This is a genomic window from Nocardia sp. NPDC047654 (genome assembly GCF_043205035.1).
In the GTDB taxonomy this organism is placed as follows: domain Bacteria; phylum Actinomycetota; class Actinomycetes; order Mycobacteriales; family Mycobacteriaceae; genus Nocardia.
The window spans coordinates 37554-61334 of record NZ_JBIDDF010000007.1 but is presented as its reverse complement, the minus strand read 5'-3'; the positions used below and the strand labels follow the sequence as shown (position 1 = coordinate 61334).

Sequence of the window (23781 nt, the reverse complement as noted above, 5' to 3'; positions counted from 1 at the left end):
ATCAACCGTGACATCTATTCGCACGCACTGTTCGAATCTTCCGAACCCGCTCGGGCACACTACCAGCACTACATATGAGCGACGCAGTCTCGATCGAGCCGTAAACCTTTCGGATGCCCATTGCCGTCAACCGCTGACGGCCTCGCAGAACAACATCGTCGAGCGGTTCCCGGAGCTATTCTACGAGGCGCGCGAGCAATCGCAATCCGAGCTGGAGGAAACGTTCCTCGCCGCTTTCCTGCGTCTGGCCGGCGAGCCGATGCACGGAGATGCGTCCAGATATATGCTGTCGTATTCCGCATCGTCCGCGATAACGATGGTGGTAAGTCATTGCGCTCGCGCGGGCAAGCGAGTCGCCCTGATCGAGCCGGTCTTCGACAATATCTCATCGATCTTGCGCCGAGAGAATGTCGAGCTCGTACCGCTGCCGGAACAAGATTGCACCGTCGAACGCCTGCCCGCGGCGATGACCCGGCTCGAACCCGCGGTGATCTGGTTGGTCTCGCCCAACAACCCCACCGGATGGACACTGTCGCAAGCGGAGTTCAGAACGCTGGTCCAGTGTTGCGCCGACCGTCGTTGCACCCTGGTCCTCGACGCCTCCTTCCGCTTCTTCTCGCCTCAACCCATCGGTTGGTCGCAGTACGAGGTCCTGGAGGAATCGGGAATCTCTTATATCGTCCTCGAAGACACGGGCAAGACCTGGCCGACCAGTGAAATCAAGGTCGGATTGACGGCATGCAGTCCGGATATGTACAAAGACATGTACCGGCTGCACGACGACCTGTTGCAGAGCGTCTCCCCTTTCCATCTCCGAGTGCTGACAGAATTCATCGAGGACAGCTGCAAGAATGGCATGGAGCGCAGCATCCTTCCTTCCGTACTACAGAACCGCGATATCCTCCGATCGATTCTGCCGGACGGTGAATTAGAATTCCTCACCGACTTGCGGTCGCCTGTTTCGGTGGACTGGCTGCGCCTGCGGGAGGGACTCGATTGCGAGCTCTTCGTCCACGAGGCGATTCGGGAGGGAGTCCACGTTCTACCCGGAACGAACTTCTACTGGAATCAGCCGGAGCGCGGGCGAGAGTTCGTCCGGGTCGCCTTGGCCCGCGACCCGCGGCTGGTGCTGGAGGGCGCGCGACTGCTGCGAGACACCGCCGCCCGGCTCACCGCGAAGGACGCATGACGATGAGCGCTCGATCGAGCCGCTATCGCACCTTGCTGACCGGGGCCGACCCGACACCGGCCGATATCGAATGGCTGCGTCAGCGGAATCTCGAAGTCGATGTTCGTCGCTACGACCTATCCGAAGCCGAATTGGCGCGCGCGCTGATAGGCAAGGACGCATACATTCTCGGTGGTGTGGAGCGTGCGACCGCCACCGTGCTGTCCACTGCCGACGACCTCCGAGTCATAGCGTTCATGGGCGTCGGATATCAGCCATACATCGATATCGCGGCAGCGACCGCGGCGGGAATCGCGGTGACCAACGCGCCAGGAGCCAACGCACGTGCGGTCGCGGAATTCACGATCGGTCTCATGCTCGACGCGTGGCGCCGGATCACGGACCTGACAAGGGAAACGAAGGCCGGTCGATGGCCCGAGAGCAAGGGACGCAACCTTCATGCGAAGACGCTCGGTATCGTCGGAATGGGGACCATCGGCGCTATCGTCGCCCGGATGGCGGCCGATGGGTTCGGGATGCGCGTGGTCTACGTGAGCCGAACAGCGAAACCGGAACTGGAACAGCACATCCCCGCTCGCCGGGTCGAGCTGGCCGAGCTGCTCGCCGAGTCCGATGTCATCAGTCTCCATGCTTCATACGGCCCGCAGACGGCCCGGATGATCGGTGAAGCGCAGCTGGCTGCCGTCAAGCCCGGTGCGATTCTGCTCAACACTTCCGAAGCGGAGCTCGTGGATCCAGCGCCGTTGCGAGCCGCGCTGCTCGACGGCCGCCTCGCGGCCGCTGCCATGGACGGCTATTACATCGTGCCCGCCCCTTCCGCGAAAGACGATCCCCTCGGGTTGATGGCATTGGGCGACGACAGGTTTCTCGTCACGCCGCACGCGGCGGGCGCTACCGAGGAGTCCTTCCGCGCGATGCTCACGGCTGATGTCGAGTCCATCGGGAATATTCTCGAGACCGGAGAAGACCCGCGAGTCGTCAACCCCGGCTTCCGGGATCACGCCCGTTGGTCGCCCGCGCGCCGCAGGCCCTCGCGTCGATGATGTCGAATCGGTTCGCGCCGGATCGATCTGCTATTCGCCCACCCCGTTCAGCATCTGCTCGATGCGGGCGCGCAACGACCGGCCGGCCGCGTGCAAGGGTTCGGTCGAGCGAAGGGTGCGGCTGAGCACGAAAGCGCCCTCGAGCGCCGCGAGGACGGCGAGGATGAGCTCGCGGGCGTCCGGTGCGGGCAAGCCGCGGCGGGCGAAGTAGTCGGCGCCCTCGTCGATCCAAGAGGCGATGACCTCGGCGGCGACTTCGCGCAGGCCGGGTTCGCTGTCGGCGACCTCACCCGCGACGGTGCCGACCGGGCACATGTTCATCCAGCCGGTCTGTTCGATCTGCTCGGCCGCCGACGCGAACGCGGCGGGGATCGCCTCGCGCAGGTCTTCGTCGGCGTCGAACAGCAGAGGGAGCAACTGCAGATACGCGGCTCCGGACGTGCGCAGCGCCGCGGCGGCGATCTGCGGTTTCCCCTCGGGGAAGTGGTGATAGAGCGACCCCATAGGCGCGCTCGCGGCCACGGTGAGCTGCTTGACGCTGGTGCCCGCGTAGCCCTGCGTCCGCATCAGCTCGGCCATCGCGGTGACGAGGCGTTCCCGGGTGCTGGTTGACATCTTCTCGGTCACCGTTCCAGACTAGAGCAACTACTCTAGAGTGATCGCTCGGATGGAGGCGGACATGCCCGTTGTCGAGTTACCGGTGGGCCGGGTGCACTACGTCGAGCGCGGCGAAGGACCGCCGGTCGTTCTGCTGCACGGTCTGCTGATGAACCACACGGTGTGGGACGAGGTCATCGACTCCCTGCCCGACGGCTTCCGGTACGTGCTGCCGGACCTGCCGCTCGGCGCCCATCCCCTACCGTTGCGGCCGGGTGTGGACCTGAGCTTGCGCGGCCTTAATCAACTCGTCGCCGACCTTCTCGCCGCATTGGATCTGCGGGATGTCACGCTCGTGCACAGCGATTGGGGTGGTGCGCTGTTCCTCACCGCCTACGGGCTCGACGAACGCGTCGGCAGGCTCATCGTGCTGCCGTGCGAGGCGTTCGACAATTTCCCGCCCGGCCTGCCGGGCAAGATGGCCACCGTCGCCACCTATCTGCCGGGCGGCGTTTCACTGGCGCTGCGGCAATTACGCGTTCGATGGCTGCGTCGCTCGCCGCTGCTGTTCGGTTGGATGGCGCGGCGCCCGCTGTCCGACGCGCTGGTGCGCGACTGGACCGAACCGGGGCTGCGGGATGCCGGGATTCGGCGCGACCTGCTCGCCTACACCAAGTCGGGGTTCCGCAAGCCGGAATTGATCGCGAATACCGAGGCACTGCGCGACTTCCAGGGCGACGCGCTGATCCTGTGGTCGTCGGCGGGCAAGGTGATGCCGCGCGAGCACGGCCGCAGGCTCGCCGAACTCATCCCCGGCGCGAGACTGGTCGAGATCGATGACGCCTACGTCCTTTCGATGCTCGACCAGCCCGCCGCGGTCGCCGAGGCGATGTCGGCGTTCTTGGCCGAGCGCCACACCACGCCGGAGCGGAACACTCGCAGACCGCGGTAGCGCTCGGGCGACCACGCCGGGCAGCGCTCTCGGCCGCTTGCCTTGACGTCGACGAGAAGGTTTAGCGTGGCGGTGACGGCGGCGAAGGAGGACGGATGCGCATCGGCGAACTGGCGCAGCGGGCGGGCACGAGTACCCGGGCCCTGCGGTACTACGAGGAACACGGTTTGGTGCGGCCGCGCCGCGCGGCCAACGGGTACCGCTCCTACGACGACGCGGAGGTGCGGATCGTGGCGAAGATCCGTGAACTGCTCGGCGCCGGGTTCGACCTCGACGACATCCGTCCGTTCGTCACCTGCTTGCGGGCGGGCAACGGCTCCGGAGACGTCTGCCCGGACTCGGTCTCCACGTTGCGGCGCAAGCTGGCCGAGGTCGATTCGTATATGGAACGGCTGGCGCAGGTGCGTGGTCATTTGAACGACCGGCTCGCGGCGGCCTGTGAGTTCGACCGGATCGAGCAGCCGAGGTGAGATTCGCGGTCAGCTACAGCACCCCCTTCTTCGGCGTCGACCCGGATCGACTGATCGCCTACGCCCAGCACGCCGAACGCTGTGGATTCGAGGCGATCTACCTGCCCGAGCACGTCGCGCTGTACCCGGGTGCGACGATCGGGCCGATGGAGCTCACGCCGACGGTGCCGTTCGCCGACCCGCTCGACGCGCTGAGTTTCGTGGCCGCCGCAACGGATCGGATTCTGCTCGGCACCGCGGTGCTGCTGCTGCCCTATCACCATCCGGTGGTGCTCGCCAAACGCCTGGCGACGATCGACGTCCTGTCCGAAGGACGGATGCGCCTGCTCACGGTGGGCCTGGGCACGCTGCCCGGCGAGGCGCGGGCCGTGGGCGTCGATTTCGCCACCCGGGGCCGCCGTGCCGACGAGGCCATCGACGTGCTCCGGCTCCTGTGGTCCGGCGGCGCGGACGGGGTGAGCTTCGAAGGCGAGTTCTTCCGGTTCGAGAACCTGTGCAGTTATCCGAAACCCACCGGGGGCGGAACTTTGCCGATCCACGTCGGCGGATCGAGCCGCGCCGCCGCGCGCCGGGCCGGATCCCGCGGCGACGGCTACTTCCCGGGCGGGGTGCTCGGGCCGGTCGAACGCGCCACCCAGCTGGAGATCGCCCATGCCGCGGCCGATACGGCGGGCCGGGATCCCAGCGCGTTCGAATACACCCGCTGGGGATCGATCGACATGCCCGCCGAGCGGGTCGAGGGAATGGCCGAACAGGGCGTCACGCGGATCGTCGTGAGCGCGAGTACGGGCGACCCGGAGCGCGCCCGCGATGAGTTGTCCGCCTTCGCAGCGCGCTTCGATCTTGCGAACGCACGGACGTAGCGACCGAGCACTCGTCGGCGCCGGAAACCTCCTCAGACGGCGTGGCCCGCAACCAGATCCGCCACCGAGTGATAATGCAGAGTCTCGGCGGCGGGTCGCCGCACGTCGCCGTCCTCGGGTTCCAGCAGCATTCCGACGTGATCGCCGAAGTCGTAGCGCTCGCGGATGCGGGCGCTGAACCAACTGGGCACCGTGCTGAGCACCGGAATGCCATCGGGACCCGCGTGCCAGTCGCAGTGCACGAACTTGTCGATGTCGTCGCCGGTCTCACCGCCGAAAAGCCGCGCCAGCGACAGCTGTTCACTGCCGAGCAAATGTACCGCGAGCCGCTCGGCGCGCTGCGCGACCCGGTAGGTGTGATTCTTCTTGGACAGGCCGATCAAGAACCGGCGCGGCTCGATGCTGACCTGCGTCGCGAATCCGACGAGACAACCGGCGCGCCGGCCATCCGCCTGCGCGGTGACCAGCAGCACGGGATAGTCTGCCGCCGCGACCACCGCGTCGAACACTGCGGTCCGGTCTTCGGTAGCCATCGGTCCTCCCAGCGTGATGCAACGTCTTCCCCGGATGCCCGCGCGACCGTCGCGCAAACATGCCGGACCGGGCGGCGCTCACCCTACAACCGAGGCGGCCGGTCGTCTGAGACGGCGAAGCCGGAAGGGTGGGAAGCCCGGGTGACGGCCCGTGTAGATCGGCTCATTCCGGTCTACATCCCGTGGATGATAGTCCACCACAACGACTTACGCGCCGACACTGAAAACGCATGGTGGCGGTCGCCACATTGCGAGCGCACCGGTGCACTCGTGGGTCGATCTGCCCCGTCGCCACCGGTTCAGCAGTGCCGGACCCGGCAGTGAGCACCGCTGTCGGCAGATCACGGCTCCGGCTTCCGGCGCACCGGAACGTCGCCTGCGCGCCCTCGCAGTGTCAGTACGCCTGCGGCGGCGGCGATCATGCACAGCCCCACCACCCAGAGCCCGGCGCGCTGGCTTCCCGTCGCGTCCCTCAGCCCACCGGTGACGTACGGCGCCACGAAACCACTGACGTTGCCGATCGAGTTGATCAGCGCGATGCCGCCCGCCGCGGCGGCACCGGTCAGGAAGGTGCCGGGCAGGGCCCAGAACGTCGGCAGCGCCGCGAGCACGCCCACCGCGCAGACGGTGACCGCGATCATCGCGGCGAACGGATCGCCGAGATACAGGGCCGCCGGAATGGCGAGGCCGCCGAGCAGCGCGGGCAGCGCGACGTGCCAGACGCGCTCGCCGGTCCGGTCGGCGTGCCGCCCCCACCACACCATCACCATCGCCCCGATCAGGTAGGGCACCGCGTTGATCAGCCCGCGCTGCACCACCGAATACCGGGTGCCGTACTGCTGCTGGAAGCCGTCGATGATCGTCGGCAGGAAGAAGCCGAGCGCGTAGAGGCCGTAGACGATGCCGCCGTAGACCAAGGCGAGCCCGAGCACCCGCGGATGGGTCAGCGCACGACGCAGAGTCCAGTGCTCGGCGCTCCGCAGCGCGGCCTGCTCGGCGGCGAGTTCGCCCGCGAGCCATTCCCTTTCCGCGGGGGCCAGCCAGGTCGCCCGCTCGGGACGGTCGGTCAGGTAGAACCACGTCACCACCGCCAGCGCGATGGCGGGCAGCCCCTCGACCAAGAACATGAACCGCCAGCCGCTGAGCCCGAAGACCCCGTCGCCGTACTGGATTATCAGGCTCGACACCGTCGCGCCCAGCGCGGTGGAGATGGGTACCGCGGTCATGAACAACGCCACGATCCGCGCCCGTTGCGCCTGCGGGAACCAGTAGGTCAGATAGAGCAGGATGCCGGGAAAGAAGCCCGCCTCCACCACACCCAGCAGAAACCGCAGGATGTACAGCACGGTGGCGTCGGGCACGAACGCCATCGCCGTGGCCACCAGACCCCAGGTGACCATGATCCGGGCGATCCAGCGCCGGGCGCCGAACCGGTGCAGCGCCAAGTTGCTCGGCACCTCGAGCAGGAGGTATCCGACGAAGAAGATGCCCGAGGCGAATCCGAAGGCGGTCTCGGTGAGACCGAGGTCGGCCTTCATACCGCTGGGTCCGGCGAACCCGATGTTGACCCGGTCCAGGTAGTTGACGAAGTACAGCAGCCCGAGAAAGGGCACCAGGCGAATCGTGACCTTGCGCAGCGTAGCGCCGGCCACCTCGGTGGTGGAAACCATCAGCGCACTCTCGGCCCCGGACCACCGCTTCGTCAAGTGCGCCGCAGGAGAACCTCTCTCGCGCGAGCACGCGCCCCCGGCCGCGACCGGGGGCGCGTGTCCGCCGCTACTCGGCCGGCTCCAGGTACACCGGAAGCCTGGCGTGTCCGTTGGAGATGAAGCTGGACACGGTACCGAGTTCATCGGGTCCGGCCGCCAAGCGCATGTTCGGGAAGCGCTGGAAGAGCGCGGGCAGGGCGATTTCGGCTTCCAACCGGGCCAGCGGCGCACCCAGGCAGTGATGCGCCCCGTACCCGAAGGACATGTGCTCCTTGGTCGCTCGCCGCACGTCGAACTCGCCCGCGGTGGCGCCGTGCAGCTTCGGATCGCGGTTGGCCCCGGCGTAGGACGCGAGAATCGGCTCGCCCTTGGCGATGCGCAGTCCGTCGATCTCGATGTCGTCGGTGGCGAAGCGCAGCGGAAGATGCGCCACGGGCGCCTCGTAGCGCAACGCCTCCTCGATCAGGTCGGTCCAGGTCGCCCGCCCGTCGGTCACCTCGGAGAGCTGGTCGGGGTGGGTCAGCAAGGCGAAAACAGCCTGATCCAACAGGTTCACCGTGGTCTCGTGCCCGGCGCTGATGACGAGCAGCAGCGTGTCGATCAACTCCTGCTCGGTCAGCTGCGAACCGTCGTCCTCGTCCCGGTGCGAGATCAGCAGGCTGGTCATGTCGTCACCCGGCGTTTCACGCCGAAAGGCGACGAGCTCACCGAGGATCCGGTACATCTCCAGATAGTTCGCCTGCGACTGTTCGGGCCCGAGCGAAGTGTCGAAGATACCGTCGACGCACGTACGCAGACCGGCGTTCAGGGACTCCGGGACGCCCATCAGCGCGCTGATCACCTGGATCGGCAGCGGGTAGGCGAAGCCTTCCCTGAGGTCCACCGCTTCGCCCGCGGGTGTGGCCGCCAGTTCGCTCAGCAGGTAACCGGTGATCTGCTCGATCATGGCGCGCATCGCCTGGGTGCGGCGGTGGGTGAACGCGGGCGCGACGAGTTTGCGCAGTCTGCGGTGGTTCGCGCCGTAGGCGGTGAACATGTTGTCCACCGCGACCCACGGCAACAGCGGCCAGTCCTGGGGTATCTCGCCGTTGACGAGCGCGGGCCAGTGCTGCTTGCCGTCTTTCGACACCCTGGGATCGGCCAGCAACCGCTTGAGCAGATCGGCGTCGGTGACCGACCACGCCCGCACACCGCCCGGCAATTCGACGAGGGCCACCGGCCCGCGCGCGCGGATTCGCGCGGATTCACCCTGGATGTCGGCGCCTGTCGGGTCGAGAACTAGAGGCTGTGTGTCCATCGAGAACTCCTTAGAAGACGGTCAGCGGAGGGGATTTCGGAAAGACCACGGGCAGCGACACCAGTGCGCGGTGGAACGGGCCCGGCCGCCAGTTCAACTGGCTGGGCGACACGGCCAAGCGCAACTCGGGCAACGCGTCGAGGATCTGATCGATCGCGTCCTGGACCACGAGGTACGCGGCCGATCGGGCAGGGCAGGCATGCGGCCCCACGCTCCACGCCAGATGCGCGCGGCTGTCGGTGCGCTGACCGACACCGATCGCGGGATCGTTGTTGCAGCCCGCCATGCTGATCACGACCGGCTGGTGCGCAGGCAGCCAGACATCATCGATGAGGATCGGCTGCTTGGGATAGCTGACGCAGTAGTTCGCCATCGGCGGGTCGTTGAACAACACCTCGTCGAGGGCGTCGCGGGTCGAAAGGCTCCCGCCGAGAAAGTCTCCCGCGAACCGTTCGTCGGTGAGCATCAGCAGCAGCGTGTTGACGATCAGGTTCTGCATCGGTTCGATACCGGCGCCGTAGAGCGTGACCAGTTGGTGGATCATCTCCACGTCGTCCAGGCCCGCCTCGTGCCGCAACAGCCGCGAGGTGATGTCGTCACCGGGGTCTTTGCGCTTCATCTGCACGAGTTCGAACAGCGCGTCGGTGAGCATCGCGTTGCCCTTGTCCGCGTTCACGCCCTCGAAGATGGCGGCCATGCCGGTCGCGACCTGCTGGCCGATGTCCGCCGGACAACCGATCATGGCGTTGAGCACCGCGAAGCTGAGCGGGAACGCGTACTGGCTGATCAGATCGGCCGCACCGTCCTCGCAGAACGCGTTGATCAACGGGATGGCGATCTGCTCGATGGTTCCATGCAGCGCGTGCAGATCGACCCCGGCGATGCTCGCGACGTTCGCCTGCCGGTAGCGCAGATGTTCCAGGCCGGAACTGCGCAGCGCGTTCGGCCGCCACTCCAGCATCGGCAGGACCGGACACTCGCCAGGAACGTCCTTCTGCCAGGTGCGCGGATCGGCCGGGAAGTGGTCGGGATCGTTCAAGATACGCAGCGCGGTGTGGTAGCCGATCACCAGCGTGGCGGGCAGGTTCGGCGACAGTTCGACCGGGACGAGCGGACCGTACTGCCGGCGCATCTCGCGGTAGGCCTGATGCGGATCCTCGGCGTATTCCTGCGAATACAACGGGTAGCGAGGGCCGCTGCTATCGATCGGCGAGCTGTGCGTGACGGGGCACCCGTTCGCGAATGTGGACGGCGGGAAATGTGGCGTGGTCAAAGACGAAACTCCAGAGGAACGAACATTCCGACGAACGCGATCGCCCGGCGCGTGCGCGCCGCGACGGCGTAGGTCGACGTGATGCGGGGAATCGGTGACAGGCCGGCGCACACCCTCATCAGCTGTGTGCACGACGACCTCTGAACGGCAACCTCCTTCGGAACGGAACGCGGCAGGGTCAACTCGCCGAACGGAGCGCGGCTACGACGCCGAACTTCCCTCCGGCTGATGCGAAAAGACCGGGAGCGGCGGGGATTCCGGGAAGAGGACCGGCAGGGCGGTCAGCGATCGATGGAACGGACCCGGTCGCCAGGTCAGCTCCTCGGCGGGAACGGCCAGCCGCATCTCGGGCAGCGCATCGAGCAGCTGGTCGATGGCATCCTGGGCGATCATATAGGCCACCGACCGGGCCGGGCAGGCGTGCGGTCCGACACTCCACGCCAGATGAGCCCGGTTGTCGGTGTACTTCCCCGTGCTGATCGCCGGGTCGTTGTTGCATCCGGCCATGCTGATCACCACCGGCTGGTGCGCCGGTAGCCAGACGCCGTCGATCAGAATCGGCTGACGCGGGAAGGTGACGCAGTAATTCGACAACGGGGGGTCGGTGAACAACACCTCGTCCAGCGCGTCCCGGGTCGACAGGCTGCCACCGAGGATGCCGCCCGCGAACCGCTGGTCGGTGAGCATCAGACGCAGGGTGTTGATGATCAGGTTCTGCTGCGGCTCGATGCCCGCGCCGTAGAGCATCAGCACCTGCTGGACCATCTCGGTGTCGTCGAAGTCGACGGGGTGCTGCAATATGCGGGTGACGATGTCGTCGCCGGGCTGAGACCGTTTCAGCGCCACCAGATCCGCCATCGCGTCGTTGAACATCGCGTTGCCCTTTTCCGCCTCCACGCCTTCGAACATCGCGGCCAGTCCCATCGCGGCCCGCTGCCCGATATCCGGTGGGCAGCCGAGCATCGCGTTGATCACCGCGAACGCCAGCGGAAACGCGTACTGCGCGATCAGGTCGGCGGAGCCGTCGCCGCAGAAGGTGTTGATCAGGGGAACGGCGATCTGCTCCACCGTGTTGTGCAGTGCGAATTGGTCGATCTCATCGATGGCCGCGACCGTGGCCTGCCGGTACCTGGCATGCTCGAGGCCGGAATTGCGGATCGCGGCCGGGCGCCACTCGAGCAGCGGCAGGACCGGGCAGTCACTGGGCACGGTCTTCTGCCACGTCCGCGAATCAGCGGGAAAATGGTCGGGATCGTTCAGGATGCGCAGCGCGGTGTGATACCCGATCACCAGCGTCGCGGGCACACCGGGGGACAGTTCTATCGGAACGAGCGAACCGTACCGCGGGCGCATTTCCCGGTAGGCGTGATGTGGGTCCGCCGCGAAATCGTCCGAGTACAGCGTGACCCGGGGGCCGTCGGCGCCGACCGGTGAACCGTGCCGGACCGGGCAGCCGCTGGAGGAGGACGAGGACTGTGGGTGGGTCAAACCGTGACTCCAAAGTCGGAACGTTCGACGAGCAGGGCGGGCGCACGACACGTGCCCCGGGTCGCGGGATGCGAATTGCCGTGCAAGCGTGGCGAATTCGACACTACGCCGAATCTCGCCGGGGCAGAGCATATCTCGTGCGCCACGTCGGCGCGATCGCGTCCCGCACTCGCCTGCGCCGAAACAGCTCCGCCCGCGTATCCCCGGGGGATACGCGGGTCGCCGCGTCCGGATACGGGACGGCCTGCCCCGATGCCGGCGAGTGTGATCGAGATATCGGTGCGGACCGGACTACTCCGTTGCCTCCAGGAATACCGGCAGCTCCGAGTGACCGTTGGAGATGAAGCTGAGCACGGTGCCCAGCTCGGACGGATCGGTCGCGAGGCGCATGTCGGGGAAGCGCCGGAAGATGGCAGGCAGGGCGATCTCGGCTTCCAGCCGGGCCAGCGGCGCGCCCAGGCAGTGATGGGCGCCGTAACCGAAGGCCAGATGATCCTTGGTCGATCGCCGCGGGTCGAACTCACCCGCGGTGGCGCCGTGCAGTTTCGGATCGCGGTTGGCGGCCACATAGGAGGCCAGGATCGCCTCGCCCTTGGGGATGCGGACACCGGCGATATCGATGTCCTCGACGGCGTAGCGCAGCGGCAGGTGCGCTACCGGCGCCTCGAAGCGCAGCGACTCCTCTACCACGTCCGACCACGGAATCCGGCCCGCCATCACGTCGGTGCGCTGGTCGGCGTGGGTGAGCAACGCGAAGATGGCCTGGTCGAGCAGGTTCACCGTTGTCTCGTGCCCGGCGTTGATGACCAGCATCAGGGTGTCGACGAGTTCCTTCTCGGTCAGCTGTGAGCCGTCCTCCTCGTCCCGGCTGGCGATCAGCACGCTGGTGATGTCATCGCCAGGCGTCTCCCGCCGATAGGCCACGAGTTCGCTGATCAGCCGGTACATCTCGAGATAGTTGGCCTGGGCCTCCTCCGGCCCGAAGGAGGTGTCGAAGAATCCGTCGACACATTTCCGCACGCCGGGGCCCAAATGGTCGGGTACGCCCATCAGCTCGGTGATGACCTGGATCGGCACCGGATAGGCGTAGCCCTCCCGCAGGTCGACGGCCGCACCGCGCGGGGTCGCCGCCAGCCCGTCGAGCAGGTCCGCGGTGATCGCTTCGATGCGCGGTCGAAGCGCCACGGTGCGGCGGTGCGTGAACGCCGGCGCGACCAGCTTGCGCAGCCGCCGATGTTCGGTGCCGTAGGCGGTGAACATGTTGTCGACCGCCACCCACGGGTGCAGCGGCCACTCCTGGGTGATCTCGCCGTTCATGAACGCCGCCCAGTGCTGCCGGGGATCCTTCGACACGCGCGCGTCGGCCAACAGGGTCTTGAGCACCACGGCATCGGTGATCGACCACGCGGGCACCCCGCCGGGCAGTTCCACCAGGGCCACCGGCCCACGCTCGCGCAGCCGCGCGGCCTCGCCTTGGATATCGGACCCGGTCAGATCCAAGACTATCGGCTCTTGCGACATCGGGACGCTTCTCCTTACGCCATGTTCAAGGGAGGGGACTTCGGGAAGACGACCGGCAAAGCCGCCAACGCCCGGTGGAACGGGCCGGGCCGCCAGACCACTTGATCCGCGGGCACGGCCAACCGCATTTCGGGAAGCGCGTCGAGGAGCTGGTCGATGGCTTCTTGGACGACCACGGACGCCACCGACTTCGCCGGGCAGGCATGCGGTCCGACAGCCCACGCGAGATGCGACCGGTTGCCCGCGGTTTCACCTCCGCGGATCGCCGGGTCGTTGTTGCAGGCGGCCAGGCTGACCATGACGGGCTGATGCGCGGGCAACCAGGTGTTGTCGATCAGAATGGGCTGGCGCGGATAGGTGATGCAGAAGTTCGCCATCGGCGGGTCGTTGAACAACACCTCGTCCAGCGCGTCGCGCGTCGACAGGCTGCCGCCGAGGACGTCGCCGCCGAAGCGGTCGTCGGTGAGCATCAGCAGCAGGGTGTTGGTGATCAGGTTCTGCTGCGGCTCGATGCCGGCGCCGTAGAGACTGATCAGGTTGGAGAGCATCTCCTCGTCGTTCAGATTGGCCGGGTGATGCGCCAGCCGGGACGTGACGTCGTCGCCCGGCTCCGCGCGGCGCTGGTGGATCAACTCCATCAATGCCTCGGAGAGCATCTGCATGCCCTTGGCCGCCTCGACGGTGTCGAAGAGCATCGCCATGCCGGTGGCGACCCGCTGACCCAGTTCCGTCGAGCAGCCGACGATCCGGTTCAACACTTCGAAGACGAGCGGGAACGCGTACTGCGTCACCAGATCGGCGGATCCGACCTCGCAGAAGGTGTTGATCAGCGGAATCGCGATGCGCTCGACCATCGAGTGCACCTCGTGCAGGTCGATGGCATCGATGCTCGTGGTGTAGGCGCCCCGGTAGCGGGCATGCGCGGCGCCGCTGTTGCGCAGCGCGTTGGGGTACCACTCCATCATCGGACGGATGGGCGAGTCCTCGGGGATGTTCTTCTGCCACATGCGGGGATCGGCGGGAAAGTGCTCGGGATCGTTGAGGATCCGCACGGCTTCCTGATAGCCGATCACCAGCGTGGCGGGCACACCGGGCGACAGCTCGATCGGGACCAGCGATCCGTGGCGCCTGCGCATCTCCCGGTAGATCCCGTGCGGGTCGGCCGCGAATTCCTCCGCGTAGAGCGGAATCCTGGGACCGTCGCTGTCGATCGGCGATCCGTGCGCGACCGGGCAGGCGCCGGTGGCTAGGTGTGCGGGGAAGGTCGAGGACTGTGGCGTGGTCAAATGCGAGACTCCAAACGGTGGAACAAGAATTCGACAAGCGTGATCAGTGAACGCAGGCACGTGCCTCGATCACGCGCGTCCAGTAACGTCAGCGGTGTGCCGGGTTCCAGGTCGAGGGCATCGCGCACCTCTTCCAACGGATAGGGCCGCGCGCCTTCGAACTGATTCACCGCCACGGAATAGGGAACGCCTCGTTCCTCGAGCACCGAGAGGACCTCGTCGGACTTCTCGATGCGGCGGGTGTCCACCAGCACGAGCGCGCCGAGGGCACCGCGGGCCAGCTCCTCCCACAAGGGGACGAAACGCTGCTGGCCCGGAGTACCGAACAGGTAGAGCGCGAGTTTGGGACTGAGGGTGATGCGGCCGAAGTCCATCGCGACCGTGGTCTGCGATTTGCCGGGCAGTCCGGCCATGTCGTCCACCCCGACGCTGGCTTCGGTGATGGTCTCCTCGGTGCGCAGCGGCTTGATCTCCGAGACGCTGCTCACGAACGTGGTCTTGCCGACGCCGAAATTGCCGGCCACCAGCAGTTTCACCGAGCGGGTCACGGTCTCCGGCACGTAGTCGACGGCGCGATCAGACGGCGAGAGCACGGAGCCCATTGAGTACCTCCTCCAGCAGAGCGATCTCCGGCAGGGACTCGGCCGGGGTGGGAGTGACCAGGTGCCCGCCGTCCATGAGATCGGACGCGACGATCTTCACGACGGACGGCGGGAGGTCGAGATACGCCGCGATCTCGGCGATCGACAGCGCGCCGCGACGGCTGCACAGGGCCATGACCCGGCGCGCATCGGGCGACGCGCCGGGGAGTGGATCTTTGGCGGTCAGGACCAAAGTAACCAGGTCCAGCTCGCGAGTGGGACGCGTACGCCCTCCGGTGCGCACATAGGCCCGGACCAGGTCCGGATCGCGCCGCGGCTTGCTCATGACGTCGCCTCGCTTTCGCTCGGCTCCGTGATGCGCAGCGGCGCAGTACCTTTGACTCGCTCGCTGCGCTCGATCATGGCATTTCGCTGCCGTCTACGCGCCTACGCGGCTGGCTGCCGAGCTCGCGTCCGACCCGACCGGCCAGCTCGTTCATCCGGTGGGCGACGAGGCCCACGTCGATCTCGTTGGTGGTCGCGACGCCGAGTAACGCGCCCTCGCCCGCCGCGGTGATGAGGATCATCCCCTGGTCGTACTCGGTCATGTTCTGCCGGACGCCATTCGCGGAATCGCCACAGAACTCGCCGAGCGCCTTGCCGAGCGAGCGCAGGCCGGAGGCCGCCGCGGCGAAGCGCTCCGCCTCGTCGCGCGCGATCCCCGTGGAGTGCGCGATCCGCAGGCCGTCGTCGGACAGCAACACCGCGAACCGCACACCCGTGATGCTGAGATCTTCGAGTAGCCAGCCCAGTTTGTTGCTGCTGTCGGTCACGGGTGTGGCCATCAGGATGTCATCCCTTCCGTGTCATCAGATGCGGCGGCGCGGCCGCTCTTGGAGCCGGTATGCCAAGCTGCTGCGACCTCGGGGCGAGCGAGGCCCGGTTCGGTGCGCGGCCCGACCGGGGCGAGCGCGACCGTCCTGCGTCGTCGCTTGGGTAACCCACCGCTGGTGATCTCACTCACCGTCAGCGAGTGCTCGTCCTCGCCGGGCTGCTCGCTCGGCGCGTCCTGCGCGGGAACCGTCACCGGCTCCGGTTTGGCCTCGGCCACGGGCGCGACCTCCTGGACGTTCTGCGGGGTGACCAGCAGCGACTCCGGGATGTAGACCATCGCGCGCATGCCGCCGTAGACGTTCGGGCCGTCGATGTAGACGGTGAAACCGTAGCGACGGGCCAGCGCGGCGATACCCGGGAAGCCGACCTTCGGCGAGGGGCCGAGCTGGTGGATGTCGACGGGCCGCTCGTGCGCGAGCACCTGGCGGGCCTCTTCCATCTGCTCGGCGTTCATCCGCACGCCCGCGTCATCGATGATGACGGTGACGCCGTGATGGCCCTCCTGGAAGTTGACGTCCACGTAGGAAGTCGGCGGGGAGTACCGCAACGCGTTGTCCAGCAGGGTCGCCAGCGTGTGCACGAGCGGTTCCACCGCGCGGCTGATCACGACGCGATCGAGCTGGTTGGGCCGCACCCGCAGGTATTCGCGGACGCGGCCGATGGCGCCGCCGACCACGTCGGTCAGCGTCTGCGCGGGCCAGCGACGGCCGGGCAGACCACCGCAGACGATCACATAGGACTGCGCCTGACGGATCATCTGCTGCACGGTGTGGTCGATGCGGGTGAGGGTTTCGTACACCGCGTCGTCGCGATGCTCACGCAGCGCGGCGCTCACCACCTGGCTGACATCCGCGCCGAGGCTGACCACGGAGGTACCGAACGAGCGCACCGCGGCGCTGGTCGCCTGGCGCGACGCCGAGGCGACCTCGGTGCGCGCGGACTCCTCGGCGGCCTTGATCGCCTGCTGCGCCTCGTTGTTGGTCAGGTCCCTGGTCTCCGAGCGCATCAGGCTCAGATCGTCGGCGTACCGCTCGGAGATCCACCGCAGGATCTGCGCGAGCCGTGAATTCTCCATGCCCGCCTGGACTTCGACCGGGGGCACCTGCGACTCGAACCGGCGGATCGATTCGGCCACCGCGGGCAGCGTGGTGGCGGCGAACCGCTCGAGCGTGTCCTCCGTCGCGCGCTGTTCCCTGCTCACAGCCTCGAGCTTGGCCCGTTGAGCCCTGGCATACTGCACTGCGTACAACGCCCCCGCTACGGCGATCACCAAAGCGGCGGCGAGGATCCATGAAAGCACCACGGCGATATCTTGATTCATCAGTTCTTTCGTCGTTGACTGGTCTCGAGGAATCGGCCCACTGCCATCCTGCTTCGCTCGCCTTCCCTCGCCTGCCGACCATGAACGGACCGGTCGGTGGGGTCCGCGTCGGAGTACCGGAACCCCGCGACGGCACCGGCACTCACCGAGAGTGCCTACCGCACAGTGCCCGCAGGACAGGCGATTACACGTCAATCGCCGACCGCCCGGATCGTATCCGAACGGTAACCAGAACCCGACCAAACGCACATTAGCAGCATTCCAACGAAGTCTCTGCCGATCCCATCGACACTTTCCGTTTTCCCGGAGCTGGGACGATACCTGCCGGGGATCGCGACATAGCTGCGCAATAATGTTGGGCTGCGGTGCAACCCGCGGACGTTCGCCCTGCGTACGGGCCCGCACCCGGGATGAGCACCGGAAACGGCACCGGAGGCGCAGCGGCCGGTGCGGCCGGACGCTGGAACTCAGCAGGCGGAATGGGTGTTCACCGGCCTGTCCACAAACGTATTGGCGGGTGTTCGAATTCGACCGGGTGGGCCACCGGCCGGATACCATGCGCCCATGGCAAAGCTGAAGGTCTCGGTCGACGTCCCGATCTCGCCCGAGGAGGCCTGGACGCACACCTCCAACCTCGCCGAACTCGACAAATGGCTGACCATGCACGAAGCATGGCGCGGTGAGGTTCCCGCCGAGTTGACCGTCGGCACCCAACTGGTCGGCATCGCCTCGGTGAAAGGCCTGCGCAACCGGGTCACCTGGACGGTGCGCGCCGCCGAGCCCCCGCGCCGCCTGCAACTGACCGGCACGGGGAAGGGCGGCACCAAACTGGGCCTGCAGCTGCTCGTCGCGCCGAAAGGCTCCGGTTCGGAGGTCACCGTCGACATCGAACTCGGCGGCGCGCCGCTGTTCGGTCCGATCGGATCCGGTGTGGCCCGCGCGGTCAAGGGCGATATCGAGCGCTCCCTGGACCGCTTCATCGCGCTCTACGGCTGAGCCACAGCGTCATCCGCCGAGGGCGTCGAAGATCTCCTCGGCCCGGTCGCGGGTGCGATACATGTTCCACGCGGTCTCGGCCAAGTCGTCCGGATCGAGGGTGTGGCCTTCCGCGCTGCCGAAGCGCGCGGGGTCGGCGGTGACCATGGCGTGGATGTCCCCGCGCTCCACGAGACCGCCGATGGTGAGGGTGCCCGCGTAGAGGTTGCGCCCGGCCAGGGCCGCGTTGAGGGTGAGCGCGTAGTTGCGCAGCGCGGCGGTCGCGAGGGCGGTGTGACCGAGCATGGGCATGGGGCGGACGCTGGAAAGGCCACCGGCGAAGAGCAACGCACCGTCGCCGCGGTCGAGCATGCCGGGCAGCACATCGCTCACCACGTCCACCGCCGGCCATACCCACTCGAAGGCCGATCGCGCCGTCTCGGCGTCGATATCGGTGATCGGCACCGGCTGCTGCGTCGGCCCCGGCCCGTAATAGACCATTCCGATCGGGCCGTCGCGGCGGATGTCGTGGAGTACCGCACCGAGCCGCGGGCGATCGGTGACGTCCGCGACGTGGGCGGTGGCGTCGATACCGCGCGCCGCCAGGTCGGCCAGGTATGCCGCGTGCCTCGCGTCGCTGCGCGAGACCAGCGCGACACGAAATCCTTCCCGACCGAAACGGCGGGCCATCGACATCCCGAGGCCGGGCCCGACGCCGACGATCACTGCGGTTGCTTGCTCGGCCATACACTCTCCTTGAATCTGAGGACCCCCTCGATTTATCACCGTAGCATGAAATCGAGGCTTCCCTCAGTTTTGTAGAATGGCCGCGTGACCAAACCGCTGCGCCGGGACGCCGCCCGCAATCGCGAGAAATTGCTGCGGCACGCGGCCGATGTGTTCACCGAGCAGGGCCTCGAGGGCTCTCTGGAGGAGATCGCGCGGCGGGCGGGCGTCAGCATCGGAACGCTGTACAACCATTTCCCGACCCGCGACACGTTGATCGACGCCCTCCTGCCCCCACGCCTGGCGGCCGTGGACGAGATCGCCGCCCGCGCCGCGGCCGAGCCGGACGCGTGGACGGCGTTCACCGGATTCGTGGAAGACCTGCTCATCCGGCTGACCGCCGATCGCGGGTTGCTCGAGGCGTTCACCGGGGATCATCCGGCGGCGGCTCGGCTGGCGGAAGCCTGCCACCGCGGAATGTCGCAGCTGTCCGCCGTTCTCGCGCGCGTCCGGGAAGACGGTGCGCTGCGCGCCGACGCGACGGACGAGGACGTCGTCAACTTGGTGTGGGCGCTGTCGCTGCTCGGGGAGACCACCGGCTCGCCGTCGTGGCGGCGTGCCGCGGAGATCGTGTTCGACGGCCTTCGAAGCCGTCGGTGAGCGGAACGCGCACAGGTGCCGCACGCAGCGGCAGCGGACGGGATTCGCCTCGCCCATCAGGTGGCGGGCCCCGGTCGTCCGGATCGTCCTGGACCGGACCCGACCGGCTGCTCCAAACGCGTCCCCGGCGTGGATGCACGGGGCGATCGGGCGAAAACTGGCCGACATTGTCCCGAGATCGCCTGACGGACAGGCGATCTCGGGACGCGTACACCTAGGCGTGTACCACCGTGGCGGCGTCGACCGCCTCCGGGTTCTTCGGCTTCGTGCGTGGCAGGAAGGATGCCGGGATCAAGGTGAGCACGATCAGCACCAGCGCCACCACATAGGTGTGGCTGAACGCTTCCGCGGCCTGCTGTAGACCGGTCTCGACGGCCCCCGGCGGAAGCTGGCTCGCCAGGCCGGGATCGAAGTTCGACGCGATCGCCGGACGCGCGAGCGGCTGGTTGTTCAGCAGGTTGGTCAGCACCACCGACATCGTCGCCGTGCCGATCGAACCGGCGGTCTGGTTGACGATGTTCATCAGCGTCGACCCGCGAGCCACCTGCTGGTGGGTCAGGGTCTGGATCGCCGCGGTCATGATCGGCATCATGGTGCAGCCCATGCCGAGGCCCATCACGACCAGGGCGCCGATCATGGGGAGGTACGAGCTGTCGGCGTCGAGCTGGATGAAGTACGCCGTCCCGATCGAGATCAGCGCGATACCGACGAGCACGATCTTGCCCGGGCCGATCTTGTCCACGAAACGGCCCGCGATCGGCATGCTGAGCATCGCGCCGATGCCCTGTGGCGCGATCAGCAGACCGGCTTGCAGCGCCGACTCGCCGCGCACCTGTTGCAGGTAGGTCGGCAGCAGCAGGCCCGCTCCGAAGAACGCGATGGCGAACAGCACCATCGTGAGCACCGCGAAGGTCAGCGACCGGTTGCGGAACAGGTGCAGATCGATCAGCGGGTGCTCGGTGCGCAACGCGTGGAACACGAACGCGGCCATCAGCAGCGCGCCCACGGCGGCCGGAATCAGCACCTTTGCCGCCAGCACGGTCCCCTCCCCCGGGATCGAGGAGACGCCGAACAGGAACAGCGCGAGGCCGGGCGAGGCCAGCAGCATGCCGATGAAGTCGAACGACTCCGACGGCTCCGGCTTGTCGCCGGGCAGCAAGATGATCGCGAGCGCCAGGGCGACCACGCCGATCGGCAAATTGATCAAGAAGATCCAGTGCCAGCTGAAGTTCTCGATCAGCCAGCCGCCCAGGATCGGGCCGCCGATCGGGCCGAGCAGCATCGGCACGCCGAGCACCGCCATCACCCTGCCGACCCGCTGCGGACCGGCGGCATGGGTCATGATCGTCATGCCCAGCGGCATCAGCATGCCGCCGCCCAAGCCCTGGATCACGCGGAAGGCGATCAGCGATTCGATGTTCCACGCCGTGCTGCACAGCAGTGAGCCGAGCACGAAGAAGGTGAGAGCCATGATGTACAGCCGCTTGGTGCCGAAGCGGTCGGCCGCCCACCCGGTCAGCGGGATCACGGTGGCCAGCGCGAGCGTGTAGCCGGTCATCGTCCACGCCGCGATGGCGTAACTCGTGTCGAACTCGCGCTGGAAGGTCGGGATCGCGACGCTGACGACGGTGATGTCGAGAATCGACATGATCGCGCCGAGCACGACCACGCCCGCGACCTTGAAGACGGCCGCGTCCAGTTTGTCGGCCGACGGGTCGGGCCCAGCCGCCTGGGTATCCGGAGGTTGTGTCACCGCTTAAGCGTGGCACCTTCGCGGCCGCAATACCAGTCCATCGCCCGTTCCTGATGTCGGGAATTTCGCGAGCGCGGACAAGGCGGCCCGGGTCGCGGCCTCGCTCGCGGGCAGCAACGGCAGCCGTACCGCCGCGCTCGGTATGCGGCCCTGCGCCGCGAGCACGGCTTTGATCACCACGGGATTGGGTTCGGCGAACAGCGCCGCCGACAGTACCGCCAGCCGGTGACCGAGCGACCGCGCCAGGTCGACCGGACCGGTGCGCCACGCGGCGACCAGGGCCGCGAACGACGAGGTGTGCACGGCGGCCGTGGCCGCGATCGCACCGGAGGCGCCGAGAGCCAGCAGCGGCGCGGCGAACAGATCGTCGCCCGCCAGCACGGCGAAATCGTCGGGTCGCGCGCTCATCAGCGCGATGGTTGCCTCATCGATGGCGCCGACCGCATGCTTCAGGCCGATGACCTCGGGAATATCCGCGAGCGCGAGCAAGGTGTCGGTGCCGAGGGAAAGCCCGGTCCGATACGGGATGTGGTAGACGACCAGCGGCACCGGGGACGCCGCGGCGAGCTCCCGGAAGTGCGCGAGCACACCCGCCTCGGACGGTCGCGTGTAGTACGGGACCACGGTGAGCGCCGCGGTGCTGCCCGGATCGAGACCGGCGAGTGCCTCGACGGAAGCCGCCGTCGAGTTCGATCCCACGCCGACCAGCAACGGCGCGTCGCGTTCCCGGCAGACGCCCGCGCACACGTCGACCACTCGCGCCCGCTCCCGCGCCGTCAGCGTCGCGGGCTCCCCGGTGGTGCCGAGCGCGACGATGCCGGCCGCTCCGTCGTCGAGCACCTCGTGCGCGAGCCGCTCCAGCGCGCCTGCGGCGAGCCCGCCGTCGTCCGTGAACGGCGTGACCAAGGGGACGAGAAGACCTGCGAGTGTCATGATGTCCAGCCTGACCGCGCCGAACCATCAGATCCAGTTCACGTTTCTGTCGCAGACCATAAGCTCGACTTATGCTCGATGTCCGGAAACTGCGGCTGCTGCGGGAACTGTCGCATCGCGAGACCATCGCCGCGGTCGCGGAAGCCCTCGCCTACACGCCGTCGGCGGTCTCGCAGCAGCTCGCCGCCCTGGAACGGGAGGCGGGTGTGGCGCTGCTGACGCGAACCGGCCGGCGGGTGACGCTGACCCCGGCGGCCGTAGCGCTGGTCCAGCACACCGAGCGGATTCTCGCGGTGCTCGAACAGGCCGGCGCCGAGCTGGCCACGACCCGCGCCGAACTCACCGGAACGCTGCGCATCGGAGCGTTCCCCACCGCGGTGCGGACCATCCTCTCCCCCGCACTCGTCGCACTGAGCAGTGCGCACCCCCGGCTGGAACTGCGTGTGACCGAGCTGGATCCGGCGCTGGCGCCCGACGCACTGCGCGCCGAGACCCTCGATGTCGCGCTGATCCAGGAGTACGACTACGTGCCGGTCCCCGCCGATCCCGCATTGCACAGCGAGCCGCTGCTCGAGGAGATCGTCTATCTCGCGGCGCGATCGGCCGAACCACTCGCCGCGCACCGCGAAAGTGCCTGGATCGCGAGCACACCCGGCACGCTGTGCCACACGATGACCGTGCGCGCGTGCGAGGCGGCGGGCTTCACGCCCCGGATCCGGCATCACGCCGACGACTTCGGCACGGTCCTCGCACTCGTCGCCGCCGGTCAAGGAGTCGCCCTCGTCCCGGAATTCGGGACGCGGGATTGTCCTCCGGGCGTCACGCTCGGCGCGCTGCCGACGCGACGGCGAACCCGCCTCGCCTATCGGCGCGGTGCGGGCGACCATCCCGCCGTGCGCGCCGCCCGAGTCGCATTGCGGGAATCGGCAGAACGTTCCCCCGGCCGCTGAACCGCTCAGCGCAGCCGATACCGGCTGGTGGGTACGACATCCAGGTTGCGGTCGCCGCCGAAGGTCGCGACGCTGGTCACCAGCCGCTCGATGCGGCGTGCCAGCTCCGCCGCGTCGCCGCCGCTGCCGTAGAACGCGTGCGGATCGGTGAGCGCCTCGATCGGGAACAGCTCCTCCACGATTCCGGCGATGTCCGGCGCACCGGCCGTGGCGGGACCGGTCACGACGTTCTGCACGTAGCCGAACGTCGCCTGGGTCTCGATGGCGATCGCGGTGTGATGGTTGCGCCAGCGGTCCAGCCAGTCCGCCTGCGAGAGGTCGTCCGGTTTGCGCAGGAAGGCGATGTTCGACAGGCCCGGCGCCCGCTCGCCCACGGCGGTGACCGGCGGCGGAATCGGAGTCGCCTCCTCGACGTGCCAGCCCGCCACCCGCTCGGCCACGCCGCGCAGCGCTCGTTCCGCCGCGTCCGGGCGCGGCGTCCCGTCCCACCAGACGCTGACGACGGCCTGCACCGGCGCGTCGAAGGTCGTGATGCGCAACATCGCCGCCTCGACCGCCGCGTCCGCGATGTTCGCCTGCACCGCCGCGGCCCCCGCCCGTCGCGGCGCCGGATCCGCCGCGAGCAGGTCGTGCACGCCCCACAGCGCGTAGATCGTCTTCATCGCGGACCACTTTCTAGAACACGTTTCACTCGGGATCCGAGCCTAGCCCACGGCACGGTTGGCCGGGGCGGCTCGGGGTATCCGACCGTCAGTCTTCCGAAGGGG

At 67.7% G+C, this 23781-nt stretch carries 24 protein-coding genes; 8 read left to right on the top strand and 16 right to left on the bottom strand.

Annotated elements, in window-relative coordinates; all coding sequences use genetic code 11:
- Positions 1-7: 7 nt before the first annotated feature.
- Entirely contained in the window at positions 8-1189 is a 1182-nt protein-coding gene (locus tag ACGF7Y_RS20050; RefSeq protein ID WP_393235838.1) for a pyridoxal phosphate-dependent aminotransferase, read from the top strand.
- A gap of 2 nt (positions 1190-1191) precedes the next feature.
- Positions 1192-2232, top strand: a complete 1041-nt coding sequence (locus ACGF7Y_RS20045; protein WP_393235836.1) for a 2-hydroxyacid dehydrogenase — start codon at positions 1192-1194, stop codon at positions 2230-2232.
- 30 nt (positions 2233-2262) lie between these two features.
- Here the strand turns inward: ACGF7Y_RS20045 and ACGF7Y_RS20040 are convergent, their stop codons facing one another.
- A complete protein-coding gene (locus tag ACGF7Y_RS20040) occupies positions 2263-2847 on the bottom strand; it encodes a TetR/AcrR family transcriptional regulator (protein ID WP_393236171.1) in 585 nt (194 codons plus the stop codon).
- Between the two features lie 64 nt (positions 2848-2911).
- Here ACGF7Y_RS20040 and ACGF7Y_RS20035 point away from each other — a divergent pair, with 64 nt between their 5' ends.
- The 3 genes from ACGF7Y_RS20035 (at position 2912) to ACGF7Y_RS20025 (ending at position 5114) form a co-directional block, all read left to right on the top strand.
- On the top strand, positions 2912-3781 hold the full coding sequence (locus ACGF7Y_RS20035) for an alpha/beta fold hydrolase (protein ID WP_393235834.1): 870 nt from the start codon (positions 2912-2914) through the stop codon (positions 3779-3781).
- Positions 3782-3876: 95 nt separating this feature from the next.
- A complete protein-coding gene (locus tag ACGF7Y_RS20030) occupies positions 3877-4251 on the top strand; it encodes a MerR family transcriptional regulator (protein ID WP_393235832.1) in 375 nt (124 codons plus the stop codon).
- A complete protein-coding gene (locus ACGF7Y_RS20025; protein ID WP_393235831.1) occupies positions 4248-5114 on the top strand; it encodes a TIGR03619 family F420-dependent LLM class oxidoreductase in 867 nt (288 codons plus the stop codon). Before ACGF7Y_RS20030 ends, ACGF7Y_RS20025 begins: the two co-directional genes overlap by 4 nt.
- Before the next feature lie 32 nt (positions 5115-5146).
- Here the strand turns inward: ACGF7Y_RS20025 and ACGF7Y_RS20020 are convergent, their stop codons facing one another.
- From ACGF7Y_RS20020 to ACGF7Y_RS19970, 11 genes are all read right to left on the bottom strand, one after another.
- Positions 5147-5647, bottom strand: coding sequence for a flavin reductase family protein (locus tag ACGF7Y_RS20020; protein WP_040866291.1), 501 nt, complete (start codon positions 5645-5647; stop codon positions 5147-5149).
- A gap of 341 nt (positions 5648-5988) precedes the next feature.
- Positions 5989-7317 carry an MFS transporter gene (locus ACGF7Y_RS20015; RefSeq protein ID WP_393235828.1) on the bottom strand — a complete coding sequence of 443 codons (1329 nt, stop codon included), beginning with the start codon at positions 7315-7317 and terminating at the stop codon, positions 5989-5991.
- A gap of 106 nt (positions 7318-7423) precedes the next feature.
- Positions 7424-8653 (bottom strand): cytochrome P450, encoded by a 1230-nt coding sequence (locus tag ACGF7Y_RS20010; protein WP_393235826.1) that lies wholly within the window; start codon positions 8651-8653, stop codon positions 7424-7426.
- A gap of 10 nt (positions 8654-8663) precedes the next feature.
- Positions 8664-9926: a cytochrome P450 gene (locus tag ACGF7Y_RS20005; protein ID WP_393235824.1), complete on the bottom strand. Its 1263-nt coding sequence runs from the start codon at positions 9924-9926 to the stop codon at positions 8664-8666.
- A 201-nt stretch (positions 9927-10127) separates the two neighbouring features.
- The gene (locus tag ACGF7Y_RS20000) at positions 10128-11414 is read right to left on the bottom strand and encodes a cytochrome P450 (RefSeq protein ID WP_393235822.1); all 1287 of its coding nucleotides are present in this window, start codon (positions 11412-11414) and stop codon (positions 10128-10130) included.
- 291 nt (positions 11415-11705) lie between these two features.
- On the bottom strand, positions 11706-12935 hold the full coding sequence (locus ACGF7Y_RS19995; RefSeq protein ID WP_393235820.1) for a cytochrome P450: 1230 nt from the start codon (positions 12933-12935) through the stop codon (positions 11706-11708).
- Between the two features lie 14 nt (positions 12936-12949).
- Complete coding sequence (locus tag ACGF7Y_RS19990; protein WP_393235818.1) at positions 12950-14221, bottom strand: cytochrome P450; 1272 nt, start codon at positions 14219-14221, stop codon at positions 12950-12952.
- Positions 14218-14823 carry an ATP/GTP-binding protein gene (locus ACGF7Y_RS19985; protein ID WP_040866287.1) on the bottom strand — a complete coding sequence of 202 codons (606 nt, stop codon included), beginning with the start codon at positions 14821-14823 and terminating at the stop codon, positions 14218-14220. The genes ACGF7Y_RS19990 and ACGF7Y_RS19985 overlap by 4 nt, the downstream gene beginning before the upstream one ends.
- Positions 14798-15148 (bottom strand): DUF742 domain-containing protein, encoded by a 351-nt coding sequence (locus ACGF7Y_RS19980; RefSeq protein WP_039805398.1) that lies wholly within the window; start codon positions 15146-15148, stop codon positions 14798-14800. The genes ACGF7Y_RS19985 and ACGF7Y_RS19980 overlap by 26 nt, the downstream gene beginning before the upstream one ends.
- A gap of 73 nt (positions 15149-15221) precedes the next feature.
- Positions 15222-15647, bottom strand: coding sequence for a roadblock/LC7 domain-containing protein (locus tag ACGF7Y_RS19975; RefSeq protein ID WP_357039496.1), 426 nt, complete (start codon positions 15645-15647; stop codon positions 15222-15224).
- Positions 15647-17017, bottom strand: a complete 1371-nt coding sequence (locus ACGF7Y_RS19970) for a sensor histidine kinase (RefSeq protein ID WP_357039499.1) — start codon at positions 17015-17017, stop codon at positions 15647-15649. The genes ACGF7Y_RS19975 and ACGF7Y_RS19970 overlap by 1 nt, the downstream gene beginning before the upstream one ends.
- Before the next feature lie 564 nt (positions 17018-17581).
- Here ACGF7Y_RS19970 and ACGF7Y_RS19965 point away from each other — a divergent pair.
- On the top strand, positions 17582-18013 hold the full coding sequence (locus tag ACGF7Y_RS19965) for an SRPBCC family protein (protein ID WP_393235815.1): 432 nt from the start codon (positions 17582-17584) through the stop codon (positions 18011-18013).
- A 9-nt stretch (positions 18014-18022) separates the two neighbouring features.
- Here ACGF7Y_RS19965 and ACGF7Y_RS19960 read toward each other — a convergent pair whose 3' ends face one another.
- Positions 18023-18739, bottom strand: a complete 717-nt coding sequence (locus tag ACGF7Y_RS19960) for an SDR family NAD(P)-dependent oxidoreductase (protein WP_393235813.1) — start codon at positions 18737-18739, stop codon at positions 18023-18025.
- Between the two features lie 84 nt (positions 18740-18823).
- Between ACGF7Y_RS19960 and ACGF7Y_RS19955 the strand changes: the two genes are divergently transcribed.
- On the top strand, positions 18824-19378 hold the full coding sequence (locus ACGF7Y_RS19955; RefSeq protein ID WP_062973436.1) for a TetR/AcrR family transcriptional regulator: 555 nt from the start codon (positions 18824-18826) through the stop codon (positions 19376-19378).
- 214 nt (positions 19379-19592) lie between these two features.
- Here ACGF7Y_RS19955 and ACGF7Y_RS19950 read toward each other — a convergent pair whose 3' ends face one another.
- Positions 19593-21131 (bottom strand): DHA2 family efflux MFS transporter permease subunit, encoded by a 1539-nt coding sequence (locus ACGF7Y_RS19950; RefSeq protein WP_393235811.1) that lies wholly within the window; start codon positions 21129-21131, stop codon positions 19593-19595.
- Positions 21132-21134: 3 nt separating this feature from the next.
- Entirely contained in the window at positions 21135-22064 is a 930-nt protein-coding gene (gene dapA, locus ACGF7Y_RS19945) for a 4-hydroxy-tetrahydrodipicolinate synthase (RefSeq protein ID WP_393235809.1), read from the bottom strand.
- 71 nt (positions 22065-22135) lie between these two features.
- Here dapA and ACGF7Y_RS19940 point away from each other — a divergent pair, with 71 nt between their 5' ends.
- On the top strand, positions 22136-23014 hold the full coding sequence (locus tag ACGF7Y_RS19940) for a LysR substrate-binding domain-containing protein (protein ID WP_393235807.1): 879 nt from the start codon (positions 22136-22138) through the stop codon (positions 23012-23014).
- Between the two features lie 5 nt (positions 23015-23019).
- Here ACGF7Y_RS19940 and ACGF7Y_RS19935 read toward each other — a convergent pair whose 3' ends face one another.
- Positions 23020-23676 carry a hypothetical protein gene (locus ACGF7Y_RS19935; protein ID WP_393235805.1) on the bottom strand — a complete coding sequence of 219 codons (657 nt, stop codon included), beginning with the start codon at positions 23674-23676 and terminating at the stop codon, positions 23020-23022.
- Positions 23677-23781: the final 105 nt, after the last annotated feature.

What these genes read in the sequence shown, in the direction of transcription:
- ACGF7Y_RS19980 (WP_039805398.1), bottom strand. Translation starts at nt 15,148, where the DNA reads ATGAGCAAGCCGCGGCGCGATCCGGACCTGGTCCGGGCCTATGTGCGC.
- ACGF7Y_RS20030 (WP_393235832.1), top strand. Translation starts at nt 3,877, where the DNA reads ATGCGCATCGGCGAACTGGCGCAGCGGGCGGGCACGAGTACCCGGGCC.
- ACGF7Y_RS19935 (WP_393235805.1), bottom strand. Translation starts at nt 23,676, where the DNA reads ATGAAGACGATCTACGCGCTGTGGGGCGTGCACGACCTGCTCGCGGCG.
- ACGF7Y_RS20015 (WP_393235828.1), bottom strand. Translation starts at nt 7,317, where the DNA reads ATGGTTTCCACCACCGAGGTGGCCGGCGCTACGCTGCGCAAGGTCACG.
- ACGF7Y_RS19970 (WP_357039499.1), bottom strand. Translation starts at nt 17,017, where the DNA reads ATGAATCAAGATATCGCCGTGGTGCTTTCATGGATCCTCGCCGCCGCT.
- ACGF7Y_RS20045 (WP_393235836.1), top strand. Translation starts at nt 1,192, where the DNA reads ATGAGCGCTCGATCGAGCCGCTATCGCACCTTGCTGACCGGGGCCGAC.
- dapA (WP_393235809.1), bottom strand. Translation starts at nt 22,064, where the DNA reads ATGACACTCGCAGGTCTTCTCGTCCCCTTGGTCACGCCGTTCACGGAC.
- ACGF7Y_RS20035 (WP_393235834.1), top strand. Translation starts at nt 2,912, where the DNA reads ATGCCCGTTGTCGAGTTACCGGTGGGCCGGGTGCACTACGTCGAGCGC.
- ACGF7Y_RS19965 (WP_393235815.1), top strand. Translation starts at nt 17,582, where the DNA reads ATGGCAAAGCTGAAGGTCTCGGTCGACGTCCCGATCTCGCCCGAGGAG.
- ACGF7Y_RS19960 (WP_393235813.1), bottom strand. Translation starts at nt 18,739, where the DNA reads ATGGCCGAGCAAGCAACCGCAGTGATCGTCGGCGTCGGGCCCGGCCTC.
- ACGF7Y_RS20010 (WP_393235826.1), bottom strand. Translation starts at nt 8,653, where the DNA reads ATGGACACACAGCCTCTAGTTCTCGACCCGACAGGCGCCGACATCCAG.
- ACGF7Y_RS19940 (WP_393235807.1), top strand. Translation starts at nt 22,136, where the DNA reads ATGCTCGATGTCCGGAAACTGCGGCTGCTGCGGGAACTGTCGCATCGC.
- ACGF7Y_RS19985 (WP_040866287.1), bottom strand. Translation starts at nt 14,823, where the DNA reads ATGGGCTCCGTGCTCTCGCCGTCTGATCGCGCCGTCGACTACGTGCCG.
- ACGF7Y_RS19975 (WP_357039496.1), bottom strand. Translation starts at nt 15,647, where the DNA reads ATGGCCACACCCGTGACCGACAGCAGCAACAAACTGGGCTGGCTACTC.
- ACGF7Y_RS20020 (WP_040866291.1), bottom strand. Translation starts at nt 5,647, where the DNA reads ATGGCTACCGAAGACCGGACCGCAGTGTTCGACGCGGTGGTCGCGGCG.
- ACGF7Y_RS19995 (WP_393235820.1), bottom strand. Translation starts at nt 12,935, where the DNA reads ATGTCGCAAGAGCCGATAGTCTTGGATCTGACCGGGTCCGATATCCAA.
- ACGF7Y_RS20040 (WP_393236171.1), bottom strand. Translation starts at nt 2,847, where the DNA reads ATGTCAACCAGCACCCGGGAACGCCTCGTCACCGCGATGGCCGAGCTG.